Annotated in this window: 31 protein-coding genes and 1 tRNA gene; 23 read left to right on the top strand and 9 right to left on the bottom strand. The window is 58.1% G+C overall.

Annotated features, from left to right (window positions below; genetic code table 11):
- Positions 1-40: 40 nt before the first annotated feature.
- Positions 41-1,159 (bottom strand): peptidylprolyl isomerase, encoded by a 1,119-nt coding sequence (locus ABGM91_RS01645; protein ID WP_354833193.1) that lies wholly within the window; start codon positions 1,157-1,159, stop codon positions 41-43.
- Positions 1,160-1,335: 176 nt separating this feature from the next.
- On the opposite strand from ABGM91_RS01645, the gene ABGM91_RS01640 reads away from it, so the two are divergent.
- Genes ABGM91_RS01640 through ABGM91_RS01620 form a run of 5 tightly spaced genes read left to right on the top strand, consistent with a single transcriptional unit; the run spans position 1,336 to position 4,228 of the window.
- Positions 1,336-2,061, top strand: a complete 726-nt coding sequence (locus tag ABGM91_RS01640) for a UbiA family prenyltransferase (protein ID WP_354833191.1) — start codon at positions 1,336-1,338, stop codon at positions 2,059-2,061.
- A 55-nt stretch (positions 2,062-2,116) separates the two neighbouring features.
- The gene (locus ABGM91_RS01635) at positions 2,117-2,767 is read left to right on the top strand and encodes a MotA/TolQ/ExbB proton channel family protein (RefSeq protein WP_102712316.1); all 651 of its coding nucleotides are present in this window, start codon (positions 2,117-2,119) and stop codon (positions 2,765-2,767) included.
- Positions 2,768-2,791: 24 nt separating this feature from the next.
- Positions 2,792-3,226, top strand: a complete 435-nt coding sequence (locus ABGM91_RS01630) for a hypothetical protein (RefSeq protein WP_215427054.1) — start codon at positions 2,792-2,794, stop codon at positions 3,224-3,226.
- 19 nt (positions 3,227-3,245) lie between these two features.
- A complete protein-coding gene (locus ABGM91_RS01625) occupies positions 3,246-4,010 on the top strand; it encodes a hypothetical protein (protein WP_354833188.1) in 765 nt (254 codons plus the stop codon).
- Positions 4,007-4,228 (top strand): hypothetical protein, encoded by a 222-nt coding sequence (locus ABGM91_RS01620; RefSeq protein WP_354833186.1) that lies wholly within the window; start codon positions 4,007-4,009, stop codon positions 4,226-4,228. The genes ABGM91_RS01625 and ABGM91_RS01620 overlap by 4 nt, the downstream gene beginning before the upstream one ends.
- 54 nt (positions 4,229-4,282) lie before the next feature.
- Here the strand turns inward: ABGM91_RS01620 and ABGM91_RS01615 are convergent, their stop codons facing one another.
- The 4 genes from ABGM91_RS01615 to ABGM91_RS01600 all read right to left on the bottom strand — a co-directional run bounded on the left by ABGM91_RS01615 (position 4,283) and on the right by ABGM91_RS01600 (position 6,158).
- Positions 4,283-4,726, bottom strand: coding sequence for a hypothetical protein (locus tag ABGM91_RS01615; protein WP_215427051.1), 444 nt, complete (start codon positions 4,724-4,726; stop codon positions 4,283-4,285).
- A gap of 13 nt (positions 4,727-4,739) precedes the next feature.
- Entirely contained in the window at positions 4,740-5,003 is a 264-nt protein-coding gene (locus ABGM91_RS01610; protein WP_012419340.1) for a hypothetical protein, read from the bottom strand.
- A gap of 79 nt (positions 5,004-5,082) precedes the next feature.
- Positions 5,083-5,715, bottom strand: a complete 633-nt coding sequence (locus ABGM91_RS01605; RefSeq protein WP_354833183.1) for a hypothetical protein — start codon at positions 5,713-5,715, stop codon at positions 5,083-5,085.
- 110 nt (positions 5,716-5,825) lie between these two features.
- Positions 5,826-6,158 carry an HU family DNA-binding protein gene (locus ABGM91_RS01600; protein WP_256150996.1) on the bottom strand — a complete coding sequence of 111 codons (333 nt, stop codon included), beginning with the start codon at positions 6,156-6,158 and terminating at the stop codon, positions 5,826-5,828.
- 189 nt (positions 6,159-6,347) lie between these two features.
- Here ABGM91_RS01600 and rnhC point away from each other — a divergent pair, with 189 nt between their 5' ends.
- A complete protein-coding gene (gene rnhC / locus ABGM91_RS01595; protein ID WP_354833181.1) occupies positions 6,348-7,235 on the top strand; it encodes a ribonuclease HIII in 888 nt (295 codons plus the stop codon).
- Position 7,236: 1 nt separating this feature from the next.
- On the opposite strand, the gene ABGM91_RS01590 is transcribed toward rnhC, so the two are convergent.
- Positions 7,237-7,755, bottom strand: coding sequence for a septal ring lytic transglycosylase RlpA family protein (locus ABGM91_RS01590; protein WP_215427048.1), 519 nt, complete (start codon positions 7,753-7,755; stop codon positions 7,237-7,239).
- A 199-nt stretch (positions 7,756-7,954) separates the two neighbouring features.
- Between ABGM91_RS01590 and ABGM91_RS01585 the strand changes: the two genes are divergently transcribed.
- From ABGM91_RS01585 to rpsP, 8 genes are all read left to right on the top strand, one after another.
- Positions 7,955-8,677, top strand: coding sequence for an NUDIX domain-containing protein (locus ABGM91_RS01585; RefSeq protein ID WP_215427047.1), 723 nt, complete (start codon positions 7,955-7,957; stop codon positions 8,675-8,677).
- A 120-nt stretch (positions 8,678-8,797) separates the two neighbouring features.
- On the top strand, positions 8,798-9,394 hold the full coding sequence (gene trmB / locus ABGM91_RS01580) for a tRNA (guanosine(46)-N7)-methyltransferase TrmB (protein WP_290565345.1): 597 nt from the start codon (positions 8,798-8,800) through the stop codon (positions 9,392-9,394).
- 5 nt (positions 9,395-9,399) lie between these two features.
- Entirely contained in the window at positions 9,400-10,533 is a 1,134-nt protein-coding gene (gene tgt / locus ABGM91_RS01575; protein WP_290565346.1) for a tRNA guanosine(34) transglycosylase Tgt, read from the top strand.
- Positions 10,534-10,541: 8 nt separating this feature from the next.
- Positions 10,542-10,856 carry a preprotein translocase subunit YajC gene (gene yajC / locus ABGM91_RS01570; RefSeq protein ID WP_290565347.1) on the top strand — a complete coding sequence of 105 codons (315 nt, stop codon included), beginning with the start codon at positions 10,542-10,544 and terminating at the stop codon, positions 10,854-10,856.
- A gap of 104 nt (positions 10,857-10,960) precedes the next feature.
- On the top strand, positions 10,961-11,818 hold the full coding sequence (locus tag ABGM91_RS01565; protein ID WP_290565348.1) for an EF-hand domain-containing protein: 858 nt from the start codon (positions 10,961-10,963) through the stop codon (positions 11,816-11,818).
- Between the two features lie 14 nt (positions 11,819-11,832).
- Complete coding sequence (locus tag ABGM91_RS01560; RefSeq protein WP_290565349.1) at positions 11,833-12,732, top strand: tyrosine recombinase XerC; 900 nt, start codon at positions 11,833-11,835, stop codon at positions 12,730-12,732.
- Positions 12,733-12,747: 15 nt separating this feature from the next.
- Entirely contained in the window at positions 12,748-13,374 is a 627-nt protein-coding gene (locus ABGM91_RS01555) for a LysE family translocator (RefSeq protein WP_290565350.1), read from the top strand.
- 166 nt (positions 13,375-13,540) lie between these two features.
- Positions 13,541-13,783, top strand: coding sequence for a 30S ribosomal protein S16 (gene rpsP / locus ABGM91_RS01550; protein ID WP_102712343.1), 243 nt, complete (start codon positions 13,541-13,543; stop codon positions 13,781-13,783).
- A gap of 161 nt (positions 13,784-13,944) precedes the next feature.
- Here rpsP and ABGM91_RS01545 read toward each other — a convergent pair whose 3' ends face one another.
- The gene (locus tag ABGM91_RS01545) at positions 13,945-14,499 is read right to left on the bottom strand and encodes a shikimate kinase (RefSeq protein WP_290565351.1); all 555 of its coding nucleotides are present in this window, start codon (positions 14,497-14,499) and stop codon (positions 13,945-13,947) included.
- A gap of 171 nt (positions 14,500-14,670) precedes the next feature.
- Here ABGM91_RS01545 and ABGM91_RS01540 point away from each other — a divergent pair, with 171 nt between their 5' ends.
- The 8 genes from ABGM91_RS01540 (at position 14,671) to ABGM91_RS01505 (ending at position 20,576) form a co-directional block, all read left to right on the top strand.
- Positions 14,671-15,762, top strand: coding sequence for an L-threonylcarbamoyladenylate synthase (locus ABGM91_RS01540; protein ID WP_354833175.1), 1,092 nt, complete (start codon positions 14,671-14,673; stop codon positions 15,760-15,762).
- 54 nt (positions 15,763-15,816) lie between these two features.
- On the top strand, positions 15,817-16,161 hold the full coding sequence (locus ABGM91_RS01535) for a histidine triad nucleotide-binding protein (RefSeq protein ID WP_215427040.1): 345 nt from the start codon (positions 15,817-15,819) through the stop codon (positions 16,159-16,161).
- Between the two features lie 117 nt (positions 16,162-16,278).
- On the top strand, positions 16,279-16,770 hold the full coding sequence (locus ABGM91_RS01530; protein WP_146016576.1) for a DUF177 domain-containing protein: 492 nt from the start codon (positions 16,279-16,281) through the stop codon (positions 16,768-16,770).
- Positions 16,771-16,793: 23 nt separating this feature from the next.
- Positions 16,794-16,985, top strand: coding sequence for a 50S ribosomal protein L32 (gene rpmF / locus ABGM91_RS01525; protein WP_012419324.1), 192 nt, complete (start codon positions 16,794-16,796; stop codon positions 16,983-16,985).
- A 148-nt stretch (positions 16,986-17,133) separates the two neighbouring features.
- Positions 17,134-18,183 (top strand): phosphate acyltransferase PlsX, encoded by a 1,050-nt coding sequence (gene plsX / locus ABGM91_RS01520; protein ID WP_354833170.1) that lies wholly within the window; start codon positions 17,134-17,136, stop codon positions 18,181-18,183.
- A 6-nt stretch (positions 18,184-18,189) separates the two neighbouring features.
- Positions 18,190-19,950, top strand: coding sequence for an HDIG domain-containing metalloprotein (locus ABGM91_RS01515; protein ID WP_354833168.1), 1,761 nt, complete (start codon positions 18,190-18,192; stop codon positions 19,948-19,950).
- The gene (ybeY, locus tag ABGM91_RS01510; RefSeq protein WP_354833166.1) at positions 19,934-20,419 is read left to right on the top strand and encodes an rRNA maturation RNase YbeY; all 486 of its coding nucleotides are present in this window, start codon (positions 19,934-19,936) and stop codon (positions 20,417-20,419) included. Before ABGM91_RS01515 ends, ybeY begins: the two co-directional genes overlap by 17 nt.
- Positions 20,420-20,499: 80 nt before the next feature.
- Positions 20,500-20,576 (top strand) — tRNA-Arg (locus ABGM91_RS01505).
- A 259-nt stretch (positions 20,577-20,835) separates the two neighbouring features.
- On the opposite strand, the gene ABGM91_RS01500 is transcribed toward ABGM91_RS01505, so the two are convergent.
- Both ABGM91_RS01500 and ABGM91_RS01495 read right to left on the bottom strand, forming a co-directional pair.
- Positions 20,836-21,462 carry a hypothetical protein gene (locus ABGM91_RS01500; RefSeq protein ID WP_354833164.1) on the bottom strand — a complete coding sequence of 209 codons (627 nt, stop codon included), beginning with the start codon at positions 21,460-21,462 and terminating at the stop codon, positions 20,836-20,838.
- Between the two features lie 102 nt (positions 21,463-21,564).
- A complete protein-coding gene (locus ABGM91_RS01495) occupies positions 21,565-21,909 on the bottom strand; it encodes a hypothetical protein (RefSeq protein WP_354833162.1) in 345 nt (114 codons plus the stop codon).
- A gap of 373 nt (positions 21,910-22,282) precedes the next feature.
- Here ABGM91_RS01495 and ABGM91_RS01490 point away from each other — a divergent pair, with 373 nt between their 5' ends.
- The gene (locus ABGM91_RS01490) at positions 22,283-24,418 is read left to right on the top strand and encodes a thioredoxin-like domain-containing protein (RefSeq protein ID WP_354833160.1); all 2,136 of its coding nucleotides are present in this window, start codon (positions 22,283-22,285) and stop codon (positions 24,416-24,418) included.
- Positions 24,419-24,444: the final 26 nt, after the last annotated feature.

The following is a 24,444-nucleotide window of genomic DNA, read 5'->3' as shown; positions in this document are numbered from 1 at the left end:
GCCGGTCCGGCAATGGGGGAGAAGTGGGGATGGGGAGGAATCAGATGTACACCTTGACGATGGCTTTTTTACGGAGGCGCTCCACCCATTTTTTGTAGCGTTCGTTGCTGCGCTTGTTGCGCGCCATCATGTCAATCTGCTCCTTGATGGCGGAGAGCGGGGGGGCCGGGGCCAGTTCCTTCTTTTCCACCAGCACGATGGTGAAGCCGGTGGCGTCTACAAGCGGCCCGATGATTTCTCCGGTCCGGGCTCCAAAGATGATGGCGGCGGATTCCGGGGAGAGCGTGGAGCGTTCCGTGACGGGCCAGTCGCCGCCCTTTTCCGCATACAGGTCCTTGGAGTAGCGCTTGGCCATGTCTTCAAAGGAGGCGTTTTTGGATTTGATTTCCTTGGCGATGAGTTCCGCCAAGTTGAGCTGCACTTCCGGCGTGGAGGCGGAGTCGTCCCCCAGCATGGGGATGAAGATTTTCTTGAATTTGATCTTGTCCTTGGTCAGGTCCCGGTATTGTTCCTTGGTCGCCTCGTATTCCTGCCGTATTTCTTCCGGGGTGGGCGGGATTTCCTGGTCGTACTTGGAGGCGCGCATGATCTGGACCTGGAGCTGTTTTTTCGTCATTTCCCGGAAAGCGCGGATGGTCATGCCGGACAGGTTCAGATTTTTCAGGAAGGCGGAGCGGTCGCCGTTGAAGGTGGTGAGGATGGTGCGGTTGATTTCCTGGTCGATCAGGGAATCGCGGATGACGCCGCCCATGCCTTCGAATTCATTGCGGAGGAGTTCGCGCTCCACTAGGTCTTCAATGATGTTTTTCTTCGCCAGGGCTAGCTGCTTGTAGAATTCTGGCCCCTGCTTGGGGTACTGGGCCGCCAGCTGGGCGCCGATGGGCATGAGCCGCACGCTGACTTCATTGGCCGTGATGGGGCGTCCGTTCACGGTAGCCGCTATCCGGTTGACGATGCGCTGGGGCTGGATGCGGGAGGCCGGGGCCTCATTCGGGGAAATGCGCTTGGATTCGTCCGGGAGCACCGTTTCCCTTCCGTCATCCCCGTGAAGCTGGACGGCCCGGGGGAGGGAGGAGTGCGGGTCCGTGATGCTTTGCCCCTGTGCAGATACGGCCATGGTACAGATGAGAAGCGCCTGGAAGTGGGTCCTGATATTCATGAAGGGGTAAGGAAAAGCTTTAATGTCTCAGGATGATAGGGGACGGACCTGCAAAGACAATCTATTTTTTGGTATGTATGGCTGGAGTCCCTCATGGAAGGTAGGGCTTTCCCCGCGCTTCTGCTGACTGTGGATGTGCTTGGTATATGCCGTTTTTCCCTATACAGTGCGCGGTGATGCACAATTGCCGTTTATTGCAGGGAGTGGTCCGTTCCTCCCGTCCGGCCAATATTCCCACGCTGTTGACCAATGCGGCGGCGGCCTGGGCCGCTGTCCGCGGGGCGGAGCTGCCGCCTGCCGGATTGTACGTCGGCGCGGTGCTGATGGGGCTGTGTTTTTATTTGTACGGCATGTGGGAGAATGACCGTGTGGACGCCCGGTGGGACGCGTCCCGTTATCCGGACCGTCCGGTGCCGTGCGGAGCCGTGAGCGTGTCCGTGCTGAGGCTTCTGGCCCTGGCGGCCGGGTTGTCCGGCTTGGTGCTGAATATGGTGCTGGGCGGGGAGTTTGCGCTGGGGGCCCTGCTGCTGATCGTGATTTCCCTGTATAATATGTTCCACAAGCTGTGGAGCGGGTCCATTTTCCTGATGGGGCTGTGCCGCGGGTTGTGGGTTCTGGCGGCGGGGCTGGTGTTTGTCCATGCGGCGGGGGAGCCTTCTCTGCCTCCGGCGCTGGCCTGGTATGCCTTCGGCCTGTTTGCGTTTACGTGCGTGATTTCCCTGGTGGCCCGGCGTGAGGCGGGCAGGCCCCGCGTTCAGGCGGCGGTTGGCCTGCTGCTTTCCGGCATGTGCCTGTTTGATGCGGTGTGGCTGTTGTTTTTCGGTTCATGGCTGTGGATTGGCGCCGTTTTGCTGTGGGCCGGAACGCGGTTGCTGCAGAAGTTCGGGTGCCGGGCTACATAGGTTTGGATTGAATTTTCACGAAAAGTGTGCATGATTTAACGCGAGAAAGAGGGTTATGAATGAATTGATCATCAAGATAGGGCCGTTGTTCTGGGTTTTGAGCGTTCTGGCCGTGTATGCGCTGGCGGTCGTGGCGGAGCGGATTTTATATTTCCACAGGATTCAGATTAATACCGGGGATTTTTTAAGGGGCATTTCCAAACTGGTGAACGCCGGCAGCGTGGATGAAGCCCGGCATGAGGCTTCCATTCTTCCGGGGCCTGCTCCCCGCGTGGTTTCCTCCGTGCTGGCTCATTCCGGCCTGCCGCGCGAGGAGCTGCGCGCCGTGGCGGAGGATTCCGTGCAGATGGAGGTGTTCCAGATTGAGAAGAATATCCGCGGCCTGCTGGTGGTGGCTACCGTCAGCCCGCTGATCGGCGTGCTGGGGACCATTCAGGGGCTGGTGGGCTTTTACTCCCAGCCGGGACTGCTGGAAGGGAAGGCTCCCACCCTCGCCATGTCGGACGCCGTTTACCAGGCCCTGCTGAGTTCCGCGCTGGGGCTGAGCATTGCGATTCCGGCGTATCTGTTTTATTCCTACCTGGCTTCCCGTTCCCGCCAGATCGTGCATTCCCTGGAACGGGCCGGCACGGAGGCTGTCTGCCTGGTGTGCGACGCACGCCGGAGGCGCGAGGAGGGGGAGAGCATGACGGGACGCGGAGTATAAGGTAACCCAGGAAGGAGGAAGCGCGTGCAGATCAAGACCCGTTCAACGTTGCCTACCGGGGCGTTTTTCATGCAGGTGGTCGTCCTGCTGGATCTCGTTGTCCTGGTTTGTGTGCTGACGATCATGACTTCCCGCGTGGGAATGGCGTACGGGTATGAGGTGAAGGCTCCGTCTTCACGGTTCCTGATGAACATTGTGGGGGATGCGGAGTTTATTTCCGTTACGGCCGGGGACCAGCCGGCTTTTTACATCGGGAACCGCCTGATTGAGGGTGGCCTGCCCGGGGTTTCCGCGGAGCTGGACCGTATTTCCCGGGAGCATGAGGGGAACGGAAGCGGGCGCATGAGTATTGCGCTGAGGCTGGATTCCGCTGTTTCCCGCGCTCTGGAACAGGAGCTGGTGGACATGGTGCTTGCCAAGGGAATGACGTGCTATATTGCCGCGGAGCCGGCGGATTGATTTTTTCCCTTTTTTCCGCATGAAGCTGAACAAAAAGAGCCGGGCCAAGATTTTCGACCTTCATCTGGGGTTGACGTTTGACTGGCGGGATACCGGCATTTTGCGCTGGCGTATTTTGCTGTGGATGCTTGTGTTCGGCGTCTGCCTGTTCATTGCCGCCCTGTTTGTCCATGTGGATGTTCCGGGAGCGCGCAAGACGGGGGAGCAGCCGGGCGCCGTTGTGCTGCTGCCCGCGGATAATCCGCGCCTGCACCAGTATGTGCTGCGCAATACGCCCCTGCCCGTGAGGGGGCCTGTCTGGGCGGATCCGGTGACGGCGGGGCCAATCGGGGAAACGGGCATCACGCTGCCCTCCCTGCGTTCAGAGGACACTCCTCTGGCGCCCCTCCCGCCCGTCTCCGTGCCCACGGTGACGGACCAGGTCTGGCGCATGTGGCAGCATCCGGATTTTCATATCCGCGCCATGTTGAATCCTTCCCTGGATGTTTCCGGCACGTGCATCCCGTACCTGTCTTTTTGTTCTCCGGGGCTGGACGGGCAGATTGTCACCGCCGGGCCCCTGTCCGGTTTTTCCAGAAGCGAGGACCATACGGGGTTGAGGAGCGAGTTTTTTGTGGTGGTGGACGTCTGGGGCGTGCCCTCCCAGGTGCTGCTGATGGAGTCTTCCGGGAGTTCCGGGGCGGATGAGTCCGCCATGCGGTTTGCCCGGTCCCTGCGCTGGACCCCGTCCAGGGAGCCGCGCAGCGGCACCATGTCCATTGAATGGAAGGAGGAAGAGCCGTGAGCATGTCCCTCCGGGAGTTTTTGCTGCATCTGTTCCTGATGGGAGCGGGCGCTTTTTGTGCCGTGGTGTTCGCCTGCCTGGTGACGGCCTGGGTGCGGTCTTTCCTGGACCGCAGGCACAAGGTCCGGTGCCGCATTTGCGGGTTCCGGTTTTATGTACGGGACGGGAATCCGCGTGCGGAGTGCCCGCATTGCGGCGCGGCTAACAGGAAAGGTTAAAAAATCCCCCGTGCGGAAGACCGCGCGGGGGGAATAGTGAAAGGGCCGGCCGGATTAATAAATCCGGAGGGATTCTTCATCAATGGGCAGGGAATCCATGCCCAGGTCCTCCGCTCCGTGCGTTCCCATTTCCTCCCGCACATGGATGACGTCCACCCGGCTGCTCTTGCCTTCCCCGGAACGGTAGCGGATGCGCGGTTCCCTGATGACGACGGTGTTGCCGCCCATGGCCGCCGCTTCCTTGGTGAAGTAGTTAATCAGTTCCTTGTCTTCCATGGATACATGGACAATACGCCCTTCCGGACCGTTAAAGTGCCCCACATTCGTGTATTCCCCCATGGGATATTCATCAATGACCAGAACTTCGTTCTGCGGGATGGGCGCGCGCGGCGGACCGGAAGTGACCGGCGTCCACGCATTGGGGCCGGAGGGGGAGGAGCAGGCTGCAATCAGGCTTGTGATCAGGCAAAAGGCCGGACTGATAAAAGGCGCGTTCATGGTTGTCCTGCCGTCAATAATCGGCAGGCGGTACAAAAATGCAACGGTAAACTTCGTTGCCGTCATGAAAGATTTGAACCATGACACGTTCAGGCGTTCTTTTGACGCAGTAGGAGTCGTGTTCCTCCGGGATGGGAGGCGCGTAACGGCGCGTGCTGCGGCGGGCAAAGACATGCTGGCGGAATACTCCCACGACGGCATGATTGCTCATTTTGACAATGGTATAGTAGTCGCTGGTAGGCAGGGTGATGGAAGGAGGAACGTCTTTGGCACTCACGGGCTGGATTATAGATGGCGGCTGAAAACAATGTCGAACCTGAAATGTGGCATGGGACCACGTCCGGAACGGTGTGGACCTAGTCCGTCCGCCCCATCATTTCCCGGGTTTCCTGGATGGTGCGCGCCTGGGCCTGCCGTGCGCTCATGATGGAGGGCTGTTCAAAGCTTTGCCGCCTGGCTTCAATGTCCTTGTTGACGGTGCGGCCCAGGTGTTTGTCCGCGTCTTTCCAGGAACGGCCCTCAAAGTCGGATTTCTGGGTGGCGTATTGTTTGGACGCATCCTGCCAGGAATGGGTATTCACCCCCTTGGCGTGGGCGATGAAGTCAGGGGTATCTACTTTGCCATCCGTGAAGGATTTGACGCCGTCCCATTTTTTGGTTTCAAATTTGGTGGCGGCTCCGTCAAATTTCTTTTTTTCAAAGGCGGTGGTTTCAAAAGCCTTTTTTTCAATCTGGGACGTGTCTCCGTTGTAACGGAGCCCTTCAAAGGAGCTCCGCTTCTGGGAGACCATGGTGGTGTTGCCCTCCTTGTCCGCCTGCTGGCCGAAGCCGCCGGCGAATTTTGCTTCCAGCGCGTCCATCAGCTCCGCATCCGTTTTTGGGGAATCCGGACGCTGTTTGGGCTGCATGCTCGTCGTCACCGTACGTTCGGTAGCGCAGGAGCAGAGCCCGGCGGCGGCGATCAGGAGAATGTGCTGTATCCGGAACATGCTCACGGTTTCCTATTTTCACGATTGCCGCGCAAATTGCAAACAAAAAGGCGCCTCCATTGCTGAATGGAGGCGCCCGGAGTAATTTGTCTGGTTCCTGCCGGGGAAGGTTACTTGGAAGCGGTCAGCTTGGCGACCTGGTCCTTCAGTTCCTTGCCTACCTTGAACTTGACGACGGAACGGGCGGGAATCGGCACGTCCTGGTCAGGATTCTTGGGATTGCGGCCTACTTTGGGCTTCACTTCCTTCACCTGGAAGGTGCCGAAGTTGCGAATCACCACACGGTCACCTTCCGCAAGTGTGCTGGAGATAATGTCCACGGCACGTTGTACGATGTCGAACACTTCAATCTGGGTGAAGTTGGTTTCGGCGCTGATCTTGTTAACGAGGTCTCGTTTTGTTAATGTTTTAGCCATATGGAGTGCAGAATGATATGAATGTATGAGTTTTATAGTTCAGCGTCCGTGATTTGTCTCCTAAAAAATCATATAATCCGTGGCATGCTTGATTTTTGCGTCCGCAACCGCGCGATGCGAGGATTTTGCTTGACCGGAGCGGTTTGAATGCTTCCATTATTCGCCGCCGGACGCTCCGGCGCCGGGAGGGAGGATATGCGCACCACATTTACAACCATGCTGACTGACGCTCAGGCCGGAAGGCTTGAGTCCATTCTGGAGGGAAAGGGGTTTGAGAAAAGGGAGGTGCCTTACGCGCGCTTTTCCTTTGCAGGACCCTCCCTGCTGGCGACGGTTTACGAGAAGAAGAACAAGCTCCTTCTTCAGGGGAAGGGAACGGACGAGTTTATAGAGTTTACCCTGGAGCCGCAGGTGACGGGCATTCTGTCCCTCCCTGCGGAAGCGGAGGAGGAGGGAGGAAAAACGGGAGCCCATTTCGGCATTGATGAGAGCGGCAAGGGGGATTACTTCGGTCCGCTGGTGGTGGCCGGAGTTTATGTGGACGGCCGCATCAGCGCCGCGCTGCGCAAGCTGGGCGTCTGCGACAGCAAGCTGGTGGGCTCCTCCGCCAGAATCCGTTCCCTGGCGGAAGGGATACGCAAGGTTCCGGGCATCCGGTTCCATCTGGTAAGCATAGGCCCGGAACGCTACAACCAGCTTTACCCGGAGTTCAGGAATTTGAACCGTTTTCTGGCCTGGGGCCATGCCACGGTGATTGAAGGGCTGGCGGCCAAGGTGCCGGACTGCCCCATGGCGCTGAGCGACCAGTTTGCCAATCCGTTTGTCCTGAAAAGGGCGCTGGCGGCCAAAAAACTGTCCATCCGGCTGGAACAGCGCGTCCGGGCGGAAAGTGACGTGGCGGTGGCTGCTGCGTCCATTCTGGCGCGTGAACGTTTTGTGAACTGGATGGACGCGGCCGGCGAGGCCGCAGGCATGAAGCTGCCGCTGGGTGCCTCCGGCCAAGTGGTGAAGGCCGCCCGCCAGCTGGTGGCCGTGCACGGGGAGGAGATGCTGCCGAAGGTGGCCAAGATGCATTTCAAGACCACGCAGAACGTGCTGAAGTGAGTCAGGCCGGCGTGGCGTAGGGCGGCGCTTCCCGCTTCCATTTGCCGTCTCCCACGGAAAGAACGGTGATTCTGACGCGGTCCAGCCCGTGGTGTTTCATGTCCAGCCGTTCCGCGGCTTTTTCACTCAGGTCAATAAGGCGGTTTTTGATGAAGGGGCCGCGGTCGTTGACGCGGACTTTCACGGTTTTCCCCGTGCGCAGGGATTGGACGAGCACCTCGCAGGGGAGGGGCAGGGTGGGGTGCGCCGCGTGCAGGTGCCAGGGGCGCACGTTTTCTCCAATGGCCGTTTCCCCGCTGACGAGTCCCCACAGGGCGCATTCGTTATAGTGGGAGGCAATGCCGGTTTGTTCATAGGACAGGGCCTGCTCCACGCTCATGGGGTGGTAGCGGTGGCCCCGGATGGTGTAGGGACGGGTCATGTAGCCGGGGTAGTCCCGGCTTTTGGGGGAGGAGGAGCAGGCTGCCAGCCATAACAGCCCGGCCAGCATGGCCGCTCCGCTGATGATGCCCGTGCGCATAGGTTATATATGGACGGGAATACGGCGGATTGCAAGACGCTGACGCGTTTTCCCTTCCGGGGAAAAGGCTTCTCCGGAGGGCCGGAGCGGCACGCCGCGGACTTTCCGGATCAGGTTTTGATTTTGGTTGACTTGACTGGGCCGCTTGCGTAGCGTTGGTGCGATTCTGGGAACTTACTACAATAATATAGATAACATAATGAGCAGACAGGCATTTTATCCGCATCTCTCAGTGGATTGTGTGTTGATCGGGTTCGATGAGGAAGGGCTGAAGGTCCTTCTGGTTGAAAAGACGCATGTCGAACCGGGCCATACCGGCGCTATTTCCAAGCTGCCCGGCGATTTGATTTATGAGGATGAAGAGCTGGACGCCGCGGCACGCCGCATCCTGTTTGACATGACGGGCATGTCTTCTCCCCATTTGGAGCAGTTTCATACCTTCGGTGCTCCGGCGCGCATCAAGAACCCGGCGGACCGGGAATGGGTGGAGGCCGTCTCCGGCCAGAAGATCGGCCGTCTGGTGACGGTGGCGTATATGGCCATGCTGAGGATTTCCACCAAGCTGCGCAAGTTGATGGAGAGCCACAAGACCCGCTGGGTGCCGGTGGACGGGCTTCCGGAACTGGCGTTTGACCACCGGGACATTATTGACCTGGCCCTGGAGAGGATACGCTCTTCCGTGAAGAAGGAGCCCGCGCTGATTTACGACATGCTGCCCGCCAAGTTTACGGCGCTCCAGCTCAGGAGGCTGAATGAGGAGATTCACGGCAAACCGATGGACGTGCGCAATTTCCATAAGAAGATCGCCTCCCGGCCCTACATCGTCCCCCTGGATGAGAAGGAGGAGGGGGTGGCCCACCGGGCGGCGCGCTATTACCGTTTTGACCGCAAGATTTACAACCGCCTTTATTACCGGAGCTGAGGCTGTCCCGGCGCGGTGATTCCGTCTCTCCGGGCCTCTTCCCGCCATGTTTGCGGGGAGGGGCTCTTCTCATTTGACAGAGTCCGTTTTGTAACGCATCTTATGCGCACGTTGATTCCCATGACAGATCCGGCCTTTATCCCAGACGATTTTTTCAAGGTGCTGGCGCCCTCCGATATTTTTGGCGCGGCCGGACCGTTTGAGGTGGATTTGGGCTGCGGGGACGGAGGGTTCCTGCTCCAGATGGCGGCCCATTATCCGGAACGCCGTTTTCTGGGCATTGAGCGGCTGCTGGGCCGGGTGCGGGGCGTCTGCTCCCGCGCGGCAGTCCGGGAACTGGAAAACGTGAAGGTGCTCCGGGTGGAGAGCCGCTATTTTCTGGAGTGGCTGATGCGGCCGGGGTGCATTTCCAGGCTGCATTACCTGTGCCCGGACCCATGGCCCAAGGAAAGGCACCATAAGAACCGCCTGGTACAGGATGATTTTCTGCCCGTGCTGCACCGCTCCCTGGCTGACGGCGGGGAGTTCCTGTTCAAGACGGACCATGAAGAGTATTTCCAGTGGGTGCTGGACCATGTGGAGCGCAGCGGCCTGTTCAGCCGCGCAGGCTGGGATGAAGACGAGTTTTTTTACCCCAAAACGGATTTCCAGCTTCAATGGGAGTCCATGGGAAAACCGATTTACCGCGCCCGTTTCATTAAATTGCAGAAAGCCTGATTACCATGCCTTTTACACTTCACCAGAAAGACTCCACCACAGCCGCACGCCTGGGCACGCTTGATTTGCCCCATGGACAGGTGCCCACCCCTATTTTCATGCCGGTGGGTACGCAGGGTTCCGTCAAGACCATGCATCCGCAGGATCTGGAATCCCTGGGAGCGAAGATCATCCTGGGGAATACCTACCATTTGTCCCTGCGTCCCGGGTCCTCCCTGATCCGGGAGATGGGAGGCCTGCACCGGTTTTCCTCCTGGAACCGCCCCATTCTGACGGATTCCGGCGGCTTCCAGGTCTGGTCCCTTGCCAAACTCCGCAAGATTACGGAGGAAGGGGTGCGGTTCCAGAACCATTTGGACGGCGCGTACATGATGCTGAGCCCGGAGCGTTCCATGGAGATTCAGGCGGACCTGGGCAGTGACATCGCCATGCTGTTTGACGAGTGCCCCCCCTATCCCTGCGACAGGAAGTACGCGGAGGCTTCCCTGGGCTACACGCTCCGTTGGGCGCGCCGCTGCAAGGACTGGGTGCGGGAACACGAGCCCCGTTCCGGGGAGGGGCGCCAGCACCATTTCGGCATTGTGCAGGGGTCCGTTTATGCGGATTTGAGGAAAAGGTGCGCGGAGGAACTGGCTGCCATGGACTTTGACGGTTATGCCATCGGCGGGGTTTCCGTGGGCGAGCCTGAGGAGGAGATGCTGCGCGCCATTGACCATTCCGCCCCCTGGCTGCCGGAGGACAAGCCGCGTTACGCCATGGGGCTGGGCACGCCCCCTCAGCTTCTGGAGATGATCGCCCGCGGCGTGGACATGTTCGACTGCGTAATGCCCACGCGCCTGGCGCGCCACGGCGTGGCCCTGACTCCGGACGGTCCCATGCATATCAAGAACCAGCGCTGGGCTGCGGATTCCCGCCCGATCGACCCGGAAGGGCATCCGCATGTCACACAATTCTCCCGTGCTTACGTGCGCCATCTGTTTAAAGCCGGTGAAATACTCGCTTTAAGATTGCTTTCTTTCCAGAATCTGGAATTCTATCTGCGGCTGATGGCTCAGGCGCGTGAGGCCATAGCCGCCGGCATGTTCGGCTCCTTCAAGGATTCATTCATCGCGCGATACAAAGCAAATAACATTTTATGAATATCTTCATGTTAGCACAGGCCCAGGATGCCGCCGCCGGACAGGAATCTGGAAATATGTTCCAGCAGATCCTCAGCAGCCCCATGTTCATGTTTGTGATTATCATCGTCCTGTTCTGGGTGATGCTGATCCGTCCGCAGCGGAAAGCCCAGAAGGAACAGCAGGCGCGCATCGCCGCCCTGCAGCGCGGGGACCAGGTGATCACGAACGCGGGCCTGCACGGTTTTGTGGAAAAAGTGAATGACCGCACCGTTTCCCTCAAGATTGCGGAAGGCGTGGTGGTTGAAATGGAAAAGAATGCCATCGTTCAGGTGGAGAAATAAGGTCTTCACCCTTTCCATACGTTTTCAGCATCCGCCCGTGTCGCCCGACGGCAGGGGCGGATGTTTATTTTTGAAACCGTCTTTTTCCGGCGGGGTTAATAAGAATGACCATGAGATTGCCCCACACTTTTATTATATCGTGCTCCGCTGCGCTGGCGTTCGGTTTTCCGCCGCTTGCGGCAGGGCAGTCCGTGGCTTCCGGAGACCGCCAGGAGGCTGAGGCGGTGCCCAGGCCCGGTCTGGAATTCCTGCAGGTAACCCTTCTGGTCCGCCAGATGGTCCTGGACCGGTATGACGGTACCGGAACCGGCATCCTTTCCGGGCAGGACAAGGCCCGGCTGGTGGAGGATGCGCGCGCTGCGCGCAGGGAGGCCAGGAAGGAATTCGTGATGCAGTTTGACAAGGACGGGGACGGAAAGCTTTCCCCGGAGGAATATAAGGCCTTCCGGGAGCATGTGGAAAAACGCCGCGGCGCCCGCAAGCCGGATGCCGGAACGGGTAAGCGGAGCGAGCTTCCTCCGCCACCGCCTCCCGGCAGTGAGCCGGGAACGCCCATGATGGAAGTCGTTCCCCTGGTGGAAATCCGGACTCCGGGGCAGAAGCGCTTCATGGTGGCTCCCGGCCTGTTTCTGCTGACCAGGAACATGCTGCTGGAGAAGTATGACGCTAACGGAAACGGCCGCATTGATCCGGAGGAGCACGCGGCCGTCATGAAGGATGCGGCAGCCCTGTACCGGGCTAAAATGAAGGAAATGATGGACCTTTACGATCTGGACCAGGATGGAGTGCTCAGCCCGGTGGAGAGGGAGCAGGCCCTGGCGGACAGCCATCAGGACAATCCCCTGTATGCCATGGAGGAACCGGACGACATTGACTTGTTCATCCGGGCGAATATCAGTGAAGTGCTGCTGAGGGAGGCTCCGGTGGATACCGGGGAGGAGAAGGATAAAAGCACGGAATAACTTGATTCTTCATCATGGAGCAGCCTCTGGAACCGGAACAGGCCTTCCTGCAATATCTGGAGGTGGAGAAGCAGGCTTCTCCCCACACGGTGGAGGTGTATGCCCGCGCGCTGCGCCAGTTCCGGACCTGGGCGGACGGTTCGTTCACGGGGTGGGAAAGCTGCACGCCGGACCAGATGAGGGACTGGCTGTTCCAGGAGCTGAAGGATGAGGCCGCCACGGCCACCATCCGCCTGCGCTTTGCCGCCCTGCGCAGTTTTTACCGGTTCATGATGCGCCGCCACGGATTGGAAGCCAGCCCGATGACGGGCGTCTCCCTCCCCAGGAAAAAGAAGAACCTGCCCGTTTTCCTGACGCTTAACCAGATGCTGGAATTGCTGGAGCTTCCGTACAAGGTGCCCGTGCCCCCCAATGCCCCCGCCTGGCTCCCCTACCGCGACGCGGCCATTCTGGAACTTTTTTATTCCTGCGGCATGCGCCTGAGCGAGTTGGTGGGGCTGGACGTGAACAGCGTGGACCACCGCTTCCGGGGAGTGCGGGTGATGGGGAAGGGGCGCAAGGAACGCATCCTGCCTGTGGGCGCGCCCGCACTGGCGGCTCTGGAAACCTATGCTTCCATGGCTTGCCTGCCGAAGGATTCCCCCCTGTTTGTTTCCCGCATAGGCACCAGGCTCAGCGCGCGCGCCGTGCAGATGATGCTGGACAAGTACGTGAAGCTCTCCTCCATTCCCTTTACCATTTCCCCCCACAAGATCAGGCATACGTTCGCCACGCATATCCTGGATGCCGGGGCTGACCTGCGCTCCGTGCAGGAACTGCTGGGGCATGCCTCCCTCTCCACCACGCAGATTTACACCCACGTGACGCGGGCCCGGATGGCGGAGGTTTACAGGCAGGCGCATCCCAGGGCGTAAGGACCGCTTTATCCCATGACGGAAGAACTCATATTTGCAGGCATCCTGCTGCTCTCCCAGGCGTCTCCCGGCCCGGACCAGGCCTTTGTCACCCGGAGCACGCTGGCCTACGGCTTCGGCGCCGGAGTCATGGCCGCTCTGGGCATAGGGACGGGAGTGATCGCCCATGCGGCATTGGCGTGCACGGTGGGGGCATCCGTTTTTCACAGTTCCCTGGGGCTGGTGCTGTTCTGCGCCGCCTCCTGCTGGATGCTGTATCTGGCGTGGAAGATATGGCCGCGGGGAGGGAAGGGGGCCATCACCGCGGGGGAAGACGTTCCCGCGGCCTCCGGCATTTACCGGGATGCCCTGGTGACCAATCTGATGAATCCCAAGGCCACGTTCTTTTTCGTGGCGCTGTCCGCCCCGCTGCTGGAAAAAAATCATGACCCTTCGTATGCCCTGTTGATCGGAGCGTTGATCGTAGTGACGGGAACGGCGGGATGGATTCTGTGGGCGCTTATTTTCCGGTGGCGGCCCATCCGCTCCTTTTATGACCGGCATGCGGGAAAGGTGGATGGCGTGCTGTCTCTTGTGCTGGCGGGCTTCGGCCTCAGCATGCTTTACTCCTTCGGGCGCATGGCGGTGGAAAGTTTTTCCTGACCGGGGGATGGGCGGAACGGCTTTTTTACCGGAAAAACAACTCTGGTGTTGACAATGACTCCATTATATCGCATACATCTGCACCCGCTATGGGAAGCTGAACGCGCACGCATGCGAGTGACAAGGCGCGCAAGTTCCCCATTAACACCTTTTACTTATAATTGATATGGCAGTAGCAATCAGACTCAACCGTCAGGGTTCCAAGGACCGTCCTTACTATAAAATCGTAGTTGTCGACAGCCGTGCTCGTCGTGACGGCCGTTACATCGAACAAGTGGGTTCCTATGATCCCATGAAGGAAGGCGTGAACTACACCATCGACCTGGAAAAGGTTGACAAGTGGCTTTCCAATGGCGCCCAGCCCTCCGAAACGGTGAATTCCATGATCCGCAAGGCCCGCAAGGCCTGAGTCCGGTTCCTTACCAGTTTTTCCTGAAGGCGTTCCTCTGGCGGGGACCGCCTTTTGTTGTTTCTTGCGCGGCGGGCAGCGGTAGCCTAGGGAGCAGAGCGCGGATAGGGAAGGCCTGGGCAGGGACAAGCTGCGCGTGTCCGCCGAAAAAGCGGAGTGCGCTATCTTTGGCGGGAACGGAATACTCTGGCAGATTCCAGAATGCCGAAGGCTATCTCATGAATGTGGAGATTGGCCGTATCAATGGTCAGGTGCGCCGTCTGCTGGTAAAAGTCACGCCGCTCTTCCATGAGGCGGGCCAGTACGGCCTTCGGGTTGGGCTGCTGGAGCAGGGGGCGGTTGGTGCAGCGGGAAATGCGCTGGTACAGCGTATTCACGTCCGTATGAAGCCAGACGACGAAGCCCAGCTTTTTCAGCAGGTTCCGGTTTTCCGGCCTGATGGTGATGCCGCCCCCGGTGGAGATGATGCGGCTCTGCCTGGTTGCAGTCTGCATCTGGCGGAGGACTCCGGTTTCCAAATCACGGAAATGTGATTCTCCGTGAGTTTTGAAGATCTGCGGGATGCTCATCCCCGTCTGCCGCTCGATCACTTGGTCCGTATCCGTGAAACGGAGGCTCGTCTCCCGGTGAAGTTCCTTCCCGATGGTTGTTTTGCCGCACCCCATCAGCCCGATCAGGATGATGTTTGGCAAGGATGTTGGCGCGGCCTCCTTCATGGCTTGATTGTACTCAATCCGGGTGCTTGAGAAAACAACTTTTTAGCCGTATGGCCTTTTCCGGTTTGGGGTGAAAGAGGAATGGAGCCTTTTGGAGGAGCGTGGACCGGCGCGCGGGCCCGTAATGCCGCGCTTCCGCATCATTTGGCAGGCTTCCGCCTTCGGGAAACCATGTCTTACTTGACGCAGGAGCTTCCTTCAGGCAAGGATAAGGCCATGCAAACCGAATTGTTCGAGGTAGACCCCCTGTCAGACAACCGCAAACTTTATGTCCGTGTGGCGGAAGCTCTGGCGGCGGGAGCACTGGTGGGAATTCCCACGGAGACCGTATACGGCCTGGGAGCTGATGCCTTGAACCCGGAAGCGGTGGCCAGGATTTTTGAAGCCAAGGGGCGCCCTTCTTTTGATCCGCTGATCATCCACGTGCATCATGGGAAGGAAGTGGATAAATATACCGCCATTCCGGAAGAATTGAAGGAGCTGGTGCATACGCTGGCGTCCAAATTCTGGCCGGGGCCGCTGACGATGGTATTGCCGAAGGCGGATATCATCCCGGACATTGTGACCAGCGGCCTTCCGACGGTGGCCGTGCGCGTGAGCGCGCATCCCGCCATGCGCGGAGTGGCTAAGGCGCTGGGGCGTCCCGTGGCTGCGCCCAGCGCCAACCGCTTCGGGCATATCAGCCCTACCTCCGCCTCTGCCGTGCAGAAGGAGCTGGACGGGCGCATAGAAATGATTCTGGATGCCGGCGCCTGCTCCGAAGGGCTGGAAAGCACCATTGTGCGTCCCATGCTTGACGAGAAGGGAAAGCCTGCGCTGGAACTGCTGCGTGAAGGGCCCGTGACCCGGGAACAGTTCCGGAACCTGGTAAAGGTGGTGCGCCGCAAGCCTGCCGCCCGCCCTGTTTCGGAAGAAGCCCCGGCGGATGCTCCGGGACAGCTTAGCAGCCACTATGCGCCGCGCAAGCCCATGATGCTGCTGGAGCCCGGCGACGAATTCGTGCCCGCGGAAGGGGTGCGGTACGGGTTGCTCTCCTATGAGGGGACGTCTGAACTGGCCCAGGAAGGGAATTGGGCGGAGGTGGTGGCCATGAGCCCCGGCAGCGGACGCCTGGCGGAGGCCGCCGTGCGCCTGTTTGCCCTGATGAGGCAAATGGATGAAAATGAGGGCATTGACGTCATTGTGGCGGAGGCCGTTCCGGAAGCGGGACTGGGCCGCGCCATCATGGACCGCCTGCGCCGCGCCTCCGCCGCCAGGGAATGACTTGCCCCTTGCTCCCGGAATATGCTAAAACCATTCCGAACCTTTCTTTGATTTATGGCCGCCACGCTATTTGAAAAAATCTGTTCCGGGGACATCCCCGCGGATATTGTTTACCAGGATGAACAGTGCGTCTGTTTCCGGGACATCAGTCCCCAGGCGCCGGAACATCTCCTGCTGGTTCCGCGCAAGCCCATTCCCCGGCTTTCCGAGGCAGGGGAGGAAGACGGCGCCCTGCTGGGCCACATGATGCTGGCCGCCGGGCGCATTGCCAGGAGCCTGGGCCTGGACGGGAACGGCTTCCGCCTGGTCATCAACAACGGGCCGGACGCCGGGGAAGCGGTGCCCCATCTGCACATGCACCTGCTGGCGGGCCGCAAGCTGGAATGGCCTCCCGGTTAGGCCCGGGCCGGATTGGAAGAGGCGCGGGGAAAGGGGCTGTGTCATCCCTCCCCCTTTCCGTGAATGGTGCCGCCCTGTCTGCTTGTCAGGCGCGGGGTGTGCCTGTAAGATGCGGTCATGAAAAGATTGCTGGTAGAGCTTGAGAACTTGCCGGAAGCGGGGAAGAAATACAGCGGTGAGCTGGATTCCGAAATCTTCGGCATCGATGATGAAGAGGTCAATTCCATTGGGCCTCTTGCTTTTGACCTGTACGTGCAGAGGTTTGAGAACGAATTATTCGTGAGGGGCAATATTTCCGCCCCGTTCAAATTCCGCTGCGTGCGGTGCCTGGGCTACTTTGACTACGTGGTGGAGGTAAATGAATTTGCCGCTTCTTTTGAAATTGATTCACAGAGTGTTGTGGACGTTTCAGACTCCATGCGCGAGGAAATAGTCCTGGATTTTCCGGCGTACCCGAAATGTGCGGACGGGGGCATGGAAAACGACTGTATGGCGAAAACTCCATATTTTGGGGTGGACAAAGAGGGGGTAACGGGTGTAAACAGTTCTGCCCCGAGCAAGAATAGTGGCGTGTGGGACGCCCTCAATGAGCTGGGGGATCATCATTAATCACCTTTTTACCAACTAAAATTATGGCAGCACCTAAGCGCAGAACGTCCAAGATGAAGCAGCGTACCCGCCTTGCCGCGCAGGCATGGCGCGCTCCGAAGCTCCGCAAGTGCCAGAATTGCGGCAGCAGCACCCCCGGTCATACCGCCTGCCCCAATTGCGGTACGTATACGACCCGTTCCGGCAAGGAAATCGTGGTGAAGGCGGAAGCGTAAGCTCCGCAGGCGCCGCATTTGCCTTGAAAAGTATCGCCGTAATCCGGCGTTATCATATTGACTCTCCAGCCGCTTTTGCTCCGCAAAGCGGCTGAACTTGCTTGAAGCGGGCTGTTTTTTCTGTTAACACACTTCTCCAACAGATACTATGAAGATTGCACTGGATGTGATGGGCGGCGACAATGCGCCTGATATTAACCTGGACGGGGCAAAGCGTGCCCTGCAGGATTTTCCTCTCATTGAAAAAATCTACCTGGTGGGGAGGGAAGACGTGGTGCGTGATTCCTGTGACCGCTGGGGCCTTTCCGGTCCGCGTGTGGAAATCGTTCCCGCTGCGGAAGTGGTGGAAATGAATGAATCCGGCCTGCTGGCGGTGAGGCAGAAGAAAAACTCCTCCATGTCCGTCTCCGTGGACCTGGTCAAATCCGGAGACGCGGACGCCGTGGTCAGCGCGGGCAACACGGGCGCGGCCGTAGCGGCGGCCACCATCAAGCTCAGGCTGCTCAACGGTGTGGAACGCGCGGGAATCGTGACCCAGCTTCCCAATGAATTCGGCGTTTGCAATGTGACGGATACCGGCGCCAACCCGGAGGCCAAGCCCCGGCATCTGGTGGGCTACGCCGTCATGGCCAGTATCCTGGCCCGTTCCGTTTACGGCAAGCCGGTGCCCAAGGTAGGGGTCATGAGCAATGGCTCCGAGGATGAAAAAGGAACGGACTTTACCAAGGGAACTTTCTGTCTCTTGAAGCATCTGGAGGAGCGCGGCGCGCTCCCTTTCAAATTTGTGGGCAATGTGGAGGGCCACGATCTTTTTGAGCATGAAATAGACGTGGCGCTGACGGACGGTTTTACCGGAAACGTGCTGCTGAAAACCTGCGAGGCCACCGCCAAGGCGTTCAGCAAGTGGCTGAAGGAGGAACTTCAGGCGAATCCGCTCCGCATGATGGGAGCCGCCTGCGCTTCCGGCGCATTCCGCGCCATGAAAGCGCGCCTTTCCGCCGACTCCGTGGGGGGCAGTCCCCTGCTGGGCGTCCGGGGCGTGACCATCATCGCCCACGGGAGCTCCTCTCCCGCCGCCATCCGCAATGCCTTGAGAGTCTCCATGGAGATGGTGCAGCAGGGTGTCAATCCCCTCATTGAAGAGGAGATGGCCAGGCTGGGCCCCATTCCGGAGGTCTCCGAAGTGTACCCTAAATAATCAACCATGTTTCATTTTCTGAAAAAACATGCCGCAGCAGCGGTAAAAGACGGAAAAACCGCGGAAGAGGCTTCTTCCGCGCCACGCTCTCCGGGAGACCGCCTGGACTCCAACGTGGCAGTATCCGCGGGCTTGTGCATTCTGGTCTTCATCATCCTGCAGTGGATGGGCAGTTACAGCCCCCATTGGGGAAAATCCCTGTGGCACAATGTATCTGAAGCCTTCCTGCTCTTCTCCGTAACGCTGGCGCTGATGCCCATGTACTGGCTCTGCGCCGGATCCCTGCGGAAAAAGAACAAAACCTTTGTCGTCACCTGGGGGGCCATTCTGCTTCAGCTCCTCTTCTTTGGCCTCATCCGCCATGTGACGGCCAACATTACGTCGGACATAGGCAACGAACTCCTGTACCTGCCTTACATGATGGCCCCGCTGATTGTGACGGTGCTGCTGGGGCCGCTGCTGGGCATGTTCGCCACCATCGCCATCTGCATGCTTGGCGGATTCTTCATTCTGCCGGCGCAATACGTGCCGGAAAAACAGGTCCAGTTCTGGATATTGAGCTCCCTGTCCGGCATGCTCACGGTGCTGCTCACCCATAATCTGAGAAACCGGGCGCAATTGCTGCGGGCCGGCTTCTTTGTGGGGCTCCTGATCATGGTTCTGTGCTGCATCATGGGGGTCATCAACCTCCAGGCCTGGGACTACAACCTGGTGGGCGTGCTGGTGTGCCTGGCTGTGGCGTTTGGCGTGAGCATGCTGACCAGTGTGCTGATCAGCGGCGTGCTGCCCATCATTGAGGGCGTCTTTAAAATCATCACGCCCATTTCCTGGCTGGAAATGGCGGACATGAACCGCCCGCTCATGAAGCGGCTGCAAATGGAAGCTCCGGGAACCTTCCACCACTGCCTGATGGTCGCCCAGCTGGCGGAAGCAGCGGCGGAAGCCATCGGCGCCAACCCCATTGAATGCAGGGTGGCCGCCTACTACCATGACATCGGCAAGATGCAGAACCCCCTTTACTTCATTGAAAACATCATGGACGGCCCCAATCCCCATGATGAGCTGACGCCCAGCATGAGCGCCCGCATCATCATTGACCACGTCCATGACGGGGTGGAACTGGCCAGGGCGAACAACCTTCCGCGGCCGCTGGTGGACGTCATTGAACAGCACCACGGCACGTCCCTGGCCTACTTCTTCTACAGGAAGGCCCTTCAATACCGGGATGAAATCCTGGGCAGGGTGGAAAGCGGGCTGGCCTCTCCGGATGATGTGCCGGAAGTGGTGGAATCCAACTTCCGCTACAAGGGCCCCAATCCCCAAAGCAAGGAAACGGGAATCGTCAGCCTGGCGGACATTGTGGAAAGCGCCACGCGCTCCATGGGGAAAATCTCCTGTGAGGAAATGCAGAAGAGGGTGGATGAACTCCTGAAGCAGCGGGTGGTGGACGGCCATCTGGACGACTGCGGGCTCACCTTCGGGGACCTCAAGAAAATCCGCAACAGCTTCATTCAGACGCTGAAAAGCATTCATCACAACCGCATTGCCTATCCTTCCCACAATCCGGAGGCAAAAATTGAAAAACCTGTGCTTCCCCCGGTGGAAGCAAAGGAAGAAGACCGGAAACCGGAGAAGGAGGAACAGGAAAGCAAAGCGGTTCCTGAAATCATGGAACTGCCTGATACCGGTGCCGGAAATCCGGAGAAGCCCGGAAAAGCGGATGAAAAGGACGGGACGGATACGGAGAAAAATGAAACCGCATCTTGAACTCTATGACCATCTGGAAGAGGGGCGCCTCAGCCCGTCCGTAACGGAAGCCCTGTACAGCGCCCTGGAGGCCAGCCTCCCCGCCGTGCTGGCGCTGCCTGAAGGCCCCGTGCCCGTCCTCTCCGGCCTGCACGAGGTGGAAATAAGCGTAGTGGGCGATGAAGCCATCCGGGACGTGCATGCCCGTTTTCTGAATGATCCCACGGTGACGGACGTCATCACCTTCCCCCACGGAGACGGGATGGGTGAAATCATCGTCAGCTATGATACCGCCATCCGGCAGGCGGCGGAATTCAAGGAGCCGGTATACAGGGAGCTATTCCGGTACATGGTGCACGGCCTGCTCCACCTGCACGGCTACATTGACACGGAGCCGGAGGAAAGGGAACGCATGTTCTCCCGGCAGGAACCACTGGTGCATGAATTCGGGGCTGCCCTGGCTGGCATGTCTACCCCGGACAACCATTGACACGGCGGCTGAAAGAGTTCTTTTAAAAGATACGGGCTTGCCAAGCCGAGATATTCTTTGTTAATCTCTTCCCGCATCATGCGTCCATAGCTCAGTTGGATAGAGCAACTGCCTTCTAAGCAGTGGGTCACTGGTTCGAATCCAGTTGGACGTGCCATTTTCCGGAACCCCGTATTCCTTCAGGAATAACGGGGTTCTTTCATGTGGCGAAGCCTATATTTCATCCGGAGAAGGATTCCTGGAGAAACGCTGGAACGCGTCCGGGCAGTGGGGAATGGCCGGATGAACGCCGTGCGGGGATGGAAACGGAGCAGGCGTCAGGACAACAGCTCCCCGGAAATGCGCCGGTCATCCTGCCGGTGCATTTCTGATGGGCATGTATCCGGAAGAGGGGACTTGACGGCTGGAAGACTCCCCTATTCGGCCTGCCGGGCGCAGGCCTCTCCCGTTCTGGTGAATCCGGGAAGCGGGGCAGGCCGAACATATTCATCCTGAACGAGGACATTGACGCACAGTTCCAGAATTTTATGCATGCCGTACTGGGGAAGGTCAATGTCCGGATGGCGTTTCTGGAACTTGTGGACAATGGACATTTCCGTCTCGGAGAAGCTCACGGGAATGGTATTGGAGAGCTGGATATTCCAGGGCTGCTCTTCACTCATCAACTTGTCGATGAAAAGGGACTGGGTGACGGGAATGCTGCCGCGCGCGGCAAACCAGGTGTGCACGGTACGGATGGAAACCCGGCACTGTTCCGCCAGCCATTGGCGCGTCTTGCCATGCGCCCGGAGCCATTCCTTGATTTTAAGCTTTTTCGGATCGCATTCCTCCGCAGCGGCAGGAGCGTTCAAATCCGGGTCGGAAACCAGGTCCGGGATGATATGGGCAAGCGCTTTTTTAGTATTGGCCGATATCTTGCGGACGCTCATTTGTGCGTAAAACGTCTGGGGCCGGATTCCTATCTCCTCCGCCAGCTGGTAGGACTTGCGGTTCTGGCATTGCAGCCATTCCTTGACCATGGTGCGTATATCGTCGTCAGACATGAATTTGTGCAGGTTGAATAATGAAGAAAAGATAGGGGAAAGGCGCTTGGAACGCCATATTCTCTTTCCTTGGGACTGTTCCGGGATGTGGAATCCTGCTTTTCAGCTTCTGCTCTTGATGCTGGATAGCGCATCCAGGGCTTCACTGGCCCATTCCGGAACGGTCAAACCGTGGCGTTCGGCTTCATTTCTGAACTTTTCATACTTCTGAGGAGTAACCGGAACATAAATGCTGTTGGTATTCTTCATCTGCGCCAGACGTGACTGCTTGGCGTATTCCTCTTTCATGATCCTGATGATGAGACGTTGTCGTGCTGGAGGGATAGGAACGGTGGAGAGCCATTTATCAACCTGGCTCTTGCTGACGCCGCAAAGATCGGCAAACTCGTCTCGGGTCATTTTCGTAAGGGAGAGAAACTTTCTGATGCTGGACTTCATTTCATCCATGAGCGCATTTTTCGCATTCAGAAAAATCTAGCAAGCCATTTTTGGCATATTTTCTATTTTAGAAAATAATATTGTCTTTACGTATCCTAAAAGGTAAATGGTTTTTCCTAAATCCAATGAAACTCAAAAAAGAATGAATGTTAGAAACCCATGTTTTCTTATTCTATACAAAAAACTTAATGCTTAATATTTTTCTTTCTCCATGGCCTTTTCACGGTTGTTGCCGGAAAAGAAAGTACGGTTGATCGAGGCGTTTCCGGCCTATCTTCCTCTATTGGCTTGACTCAGCACGATTCAGGCGTACGGTATTATCATGTTAAATTCCTCTTTATTTGCCTTGGGGTGTTCCGCGCTTTTTGTGATGTCTGCGGGGATGCCTTTGCTGGCTGCTTCTCCTGAAAAAAAAGAAAATAAAACAGCCGCTCCGGCGGAAGCCCTTCCCACGCTTTCCCTGGAAGGATTGCCGGAGGTATGGCTGCAGGGAACGCCCGTAAAGGAGTGGGAAAAAGACAAGGTGTATATCTTCGAATTCTGGGCTACGTGGTGCGGGCCGTGTCTCGCGGCGATGCCCCATATGGAACAGCTCCATCAGGCATTCAAAGATAATCCGCTCATCCAGATAATCGGGGTCAATGTCATGGACAGGAAGACCCCGGAGGCGCTGAAGGAATTCATCAAGAACCGTCCTACTCCCTTGAACTATACCATGGCGGTGGACGTGGATGGGAAGAAAACCAGGGAGAAATGGCTGGAACCACGGAAGGTAAACGGCATCCCCCACGCCTTTGCCGTTAAAAATGGCCGGCTCATCTGGCGCGGACATCCCGCACAGCTTTCAGAAAAAACCATGCAGGCCATGCTGAAACCGGATTTTTCCGCAGCTTCCCTTCCGGCAAAAGGGCCGGATGCGGGCGCCCATGAGTGGCAGCGTTACCGTGAAACGTCGCAAAAGGTGCGTGAGCTTGTGGAAAAGGACGGGAAACAGGGAGCCCAGGCGTTGTTGAAGCAGGTTCAGGATTCCGGAAAATTCCCGCAGGACCAGGTAATTCAACTGAAAATGATTCCGTTCCTCGTGCTCGCGGGACAGGGCAAATTTGAGGAAGCCCAGTCGGTACTGAATGATGTAAGCAAGGAATACCCGGACGATTACCGTGTGCAGATTGATATAGCCGGAACCCTGATGGAGGGAAAATCAGTGCCTGCCGGCAAGATGGATGCCGCTCTGGTGGAGCGGTGCCTGAACCGCTGTATTGAAATCTCAAGGAAATCCAACAAGGAAGCGTCCCTGCCATGGCGTATGATGGCGGAACTCCGGGAGCGGCAGGGAAACATGAAAGAAGCGCTTCAGGATATGGAGAAAGCGCTTTCCCTGACCTCCATCAGCAGGGCGTGGACGAAGTTGCAAAAGCTTTCCGGCACTACGGAAACATTCCAATCCCTGGTGGACCAGGCTGCTGCGGAAATGAAGCCGGAACCTCCCCGGAAGAAGCAGGAGCTGGGCCCGGTGCAGGAAGACGAGCAATACACGCCCCTTTTCAGCAAGCTGGACTGGGTCAACCATCCCGCACTGGCCGGGCTGCCTTCCGGCAAAACCGTATTCATCAGCTTCTGGAGATGGTCTCCGGCGCAGGGCGGCCTGTGGAGCGACGGGGCTCCGGGGAGAGCGCTTGATGTAGTCCTGAAAAAATACGGTCTTCTGGATCATCCGGGGGTTAAGGCCGTGGTGCTGGACGTGATCCCGTCGGACAAAAAGCAGGTAAAGGAATACCTGGACAGTCCGGAAGGGTGGACCGCCTATCCCGTCGGTGTTCCGTCGGATCGTTCGGTGGCGGAGCTTTTTGAATCCCTCAAGCTTGACTCGTTCCCGGCGGCTGCCGTCATCCGTGACGGAACGCTGCTGTGGGCTGGTGAAATTAAAAGGATGCCCGAGTGGGTGGCGGAAACGGCCCGGAGGGACTCTTTTGACAAAAATCAATTTGCGGAAGAGGAGGCGAAGCGCAAGGCCCGGCAGCAGGCCATGCAGGCGGTTATCAAAAAATCCTTTGAACTGCGCCGAGAAAAGAAATTTGATGAATACAAAAAGCTGATTGAGGAAAACGCCGAGAGATTTGTCGACGACGGATGGTTTGCATCTACAGTGGCGGAAGTGCAGGCGGGAAAAGCCTGGAGGGAGAAGGACTACCAAAAGGTGGCGGATATCTTTGACCAGGTGCTGGAGCGTTTTCCGAAGGAAGACTCCGTGGCCTCCTATCTTCTGAAAATCCTGAACGGGTCGGATGAAATGCGGGGATACAACTATAAAGCAGCCCGCCATGCTCTCCAGATCATGAAAGACTCCAATACGCGGGATGACGGCGGTTATAACGCGGCTTGCTATGAAGTCATGATGAACATGGCGATGGAGAAAAAGGACTACGCCCAGGCGAAAAAGGACGCTTTGAATGCACTCCGGGAATTGCCCCTCATGCGTCAATACGCGGCCATGAAGAAAAAACAGGCGGAAGCTTAAGACTTCTGAAACGTTTGGGCCCCTTT

The sequence above is a fragment of the Akkermansia muciniphila genome (assembly GCF_040616545.1).
Taxonomy (GTDB): domain Bacteria; phylum Verrucomicrobiota; class Verrucomicrobiia; order Verrucomicrobiales; family Akkermansiaceae; genus Akkermansia; species Akkermansia muciniphila_E.
This window is presented reverse-complemented; position numbering and strand designations above follow the sequence as displayed.

What these genes read in the sequence shown, in the direction of transcription:
- ABGM91_RS01645 (WP_354833193.1), bottom strand. Translation starts at nt 1,159, where the DNA reads ATGAATATCAGGACCCACTTCCAGGCGCTTCTCATCTGTACCATGGCC.
- ABGM91_RS01640 (WP_354833191.1), top strand. Translation starts at nt 1,336, where the DNA reads ATGCACAATTGCCGTTTATTGCAGGGAGTGGTCCGTTCCTCCCGTCCG.
- ABGM91_RS01635 (WP_102712316.1), top strand. Translation starts at nt 2,117, where the DNA reads ATGAATGAATTGATCATCAAGATAGGGCCGTTGTTCTGGGTTTTGAGC.
- ABGM91_RS01625 (WP_354833188.1), top strand. Translation starts at nt 3,246, where the DNA reads ATGAAGCTGAACAAAAAGAGCCGGGCCAAGATTTTCGACCTTCATCTG.
- ABGM91_RS01615 (WP_215427051.1), bottom strand. Translation starts at nt 4,726, where the DNA reads ATGAACGCGCCTTTTATCAGTCCGGCCTTTTGCCTGATCACAAGCCTG.
- ABGM91_RS01605 (WP_354833183.1), bottom strand. Translation starts at nt 5,715, where the DNA reads ATGTTCCGGATACAGCACATTCTCCTGATCGCCGCCGCCGGGCTCTGC.
- rnhC (WP_354833181.1), top strand. Translation starts at nt 6,348, where the DNA reads ATGCTGACTGACGCTCAGGCCGGAAGGCTTGAGTCCATTCTGGAGGGA.
- ABGM91_RS01590 (WP_215427048.1), bottom strand. Translation starts at nt 7,755, where the DNA reads ATGCGCACGGGCATCATCAGCGGAGCGGCCATGCTGGCCGGGCTGTTA.
- ABGM91_RS01585 (WP_215427047.1), top strand. Translation starts at nt 7,955, where the DNA reads ATGAGCAGACAGGCATTTTATCCGCATCTCTCAGTGGATTGTGTGTTG.
- trmB (WP_290565345.1), top strand. Translation starts at nt 8,798, where the DNA reads ATGACAGATCCGGCCTTTATCCCAGACGATTTTTTCAAGGTGCTGGCG.
- tgt (WP_290565346.1), top strand. Translation starts at nt 9,400, where the DNA reads ATGCCTTTTACACTTCACCAGAAAGACTCCACCACAGCCGCACGCCTG.
- yajC (WP_290565347.1), top strand. Translation starts at nt 10,542, where the DNA reads ATGTTAGCACAGGCCCAGGATGCCGCCGCCGGACAGGAATCTGGAAAT.
- ABGM91_RS01565 (WP_290565348.1), top strand. Translation starts at nt 10,961, where the DNA reads ATGACCATGAGATTGCCCCACACTTTTATTATATCGTGCTCCGCTGCG.
- ABGM91_RS01560 (WP_290565349.1), top strand. Translation starts at nt 11,833, where the DNA reads ATGGAGCAGCCTCTGGAACCGGAACAGGCCTTCCTGCAATATCTGGAG.
- ABGM91_RS01555 (WP_290565350.1), top strand. Translation starts at nt 12,748, where the DNA reads ATGACGGAAGAACTCATATTTGCAGGCATCCTGCTGCTCTCCCAGGCG.
- rpsP (WP_102712343.1), top strand. Translation starts at nt 13,541, where the DNA reads ATGGCAGTAGCAATCAGACTCAACCGTCAGGGTTCCAAGGACCGTCCT.
- ABGM91_RS01545 (WP_290565351.1), bottom strand. Translation starts at nt 14,499, where the DNA reads ATGAAGGAGGCCGCGCCAACATCCTTGCCAAACATCATCCTGATCGGG.
- ABGM91_RS01540 (WP_354833175.1), top strand. Translation starts at nt 14,671, where the DNA reads ATGTCTTACTTGACGCAGGAGCTTCCTTCAGGCAAGGATAAGGCCATG.
- ABGM91_RS01535 (WP_215427040.1), top strand. Translation starts at nt 15,817, where the DNA reads ATGGCCGCCACGCTATTTGAAAAAATCTGTTCCGGGGACATCCCCGCG.
- ABGM91_RS01530 (WP_146016576.1), top strand. Translation starts at nt 16,279, where the DNA reads ATGAAAAGATTGCTGGTAGAGCTTGAGAACTTGCCGGAAGCGGGGAAG.
- rpmF (WP_012419324.1), top strand. Translation starts at nt 16,794, where the DNA reads ATGGCAGCACCTAAGCGCAGAACGTCCAAGATGAAGCAGCGTACCCGC.
- plsX (WP_354833170.1), top strand. Translation starts at nt 17,134, where the DNA reads ATGAAGATTGCACTGGATGTGATGGGCGGCGACAATGCGCCTGATATT.
- ABGM91_RS01515 (WP_354833168.1), top strand. Translation starts at nt 18,190, where the DNA reads ATGTTTCATTTTCTGAAAAAACATGCCGCAGCAGCGGTAAAAGACGGA.
- ybeY (WP_354833166.1), top strand. Translation starts at nt 19,934, where the DNA reads ATGAAACCGCATCTTGAACTCTATGACCATCTGGAAGAGGGGCGCCTC.
- ABGM91_RS01500 (WP_354833164.1), bottom strand. Translation starts at nt 21,462, where the DNA reads ATGTCTGACGACGATATACGCACCATGGTCAAGGAATGGCTGCAATGC.
- ABGM91_RS01495 (WP_354833162.1), bottom strand. Translation starts at nt 21,909, where the DNA reads ATGGATGAAATGAAGTCCAGCATCAGAAAGTTTCTCTCCCTTACGAAA.
- ABGM91_RS01490 (WP_354833160.1), top strand. Translation starts at nt 22,283, where the DNA reads ATGCCTTTGCTGGCTGCTTCTCCTGAAAAAAAAGAAAATAAAACAGCC.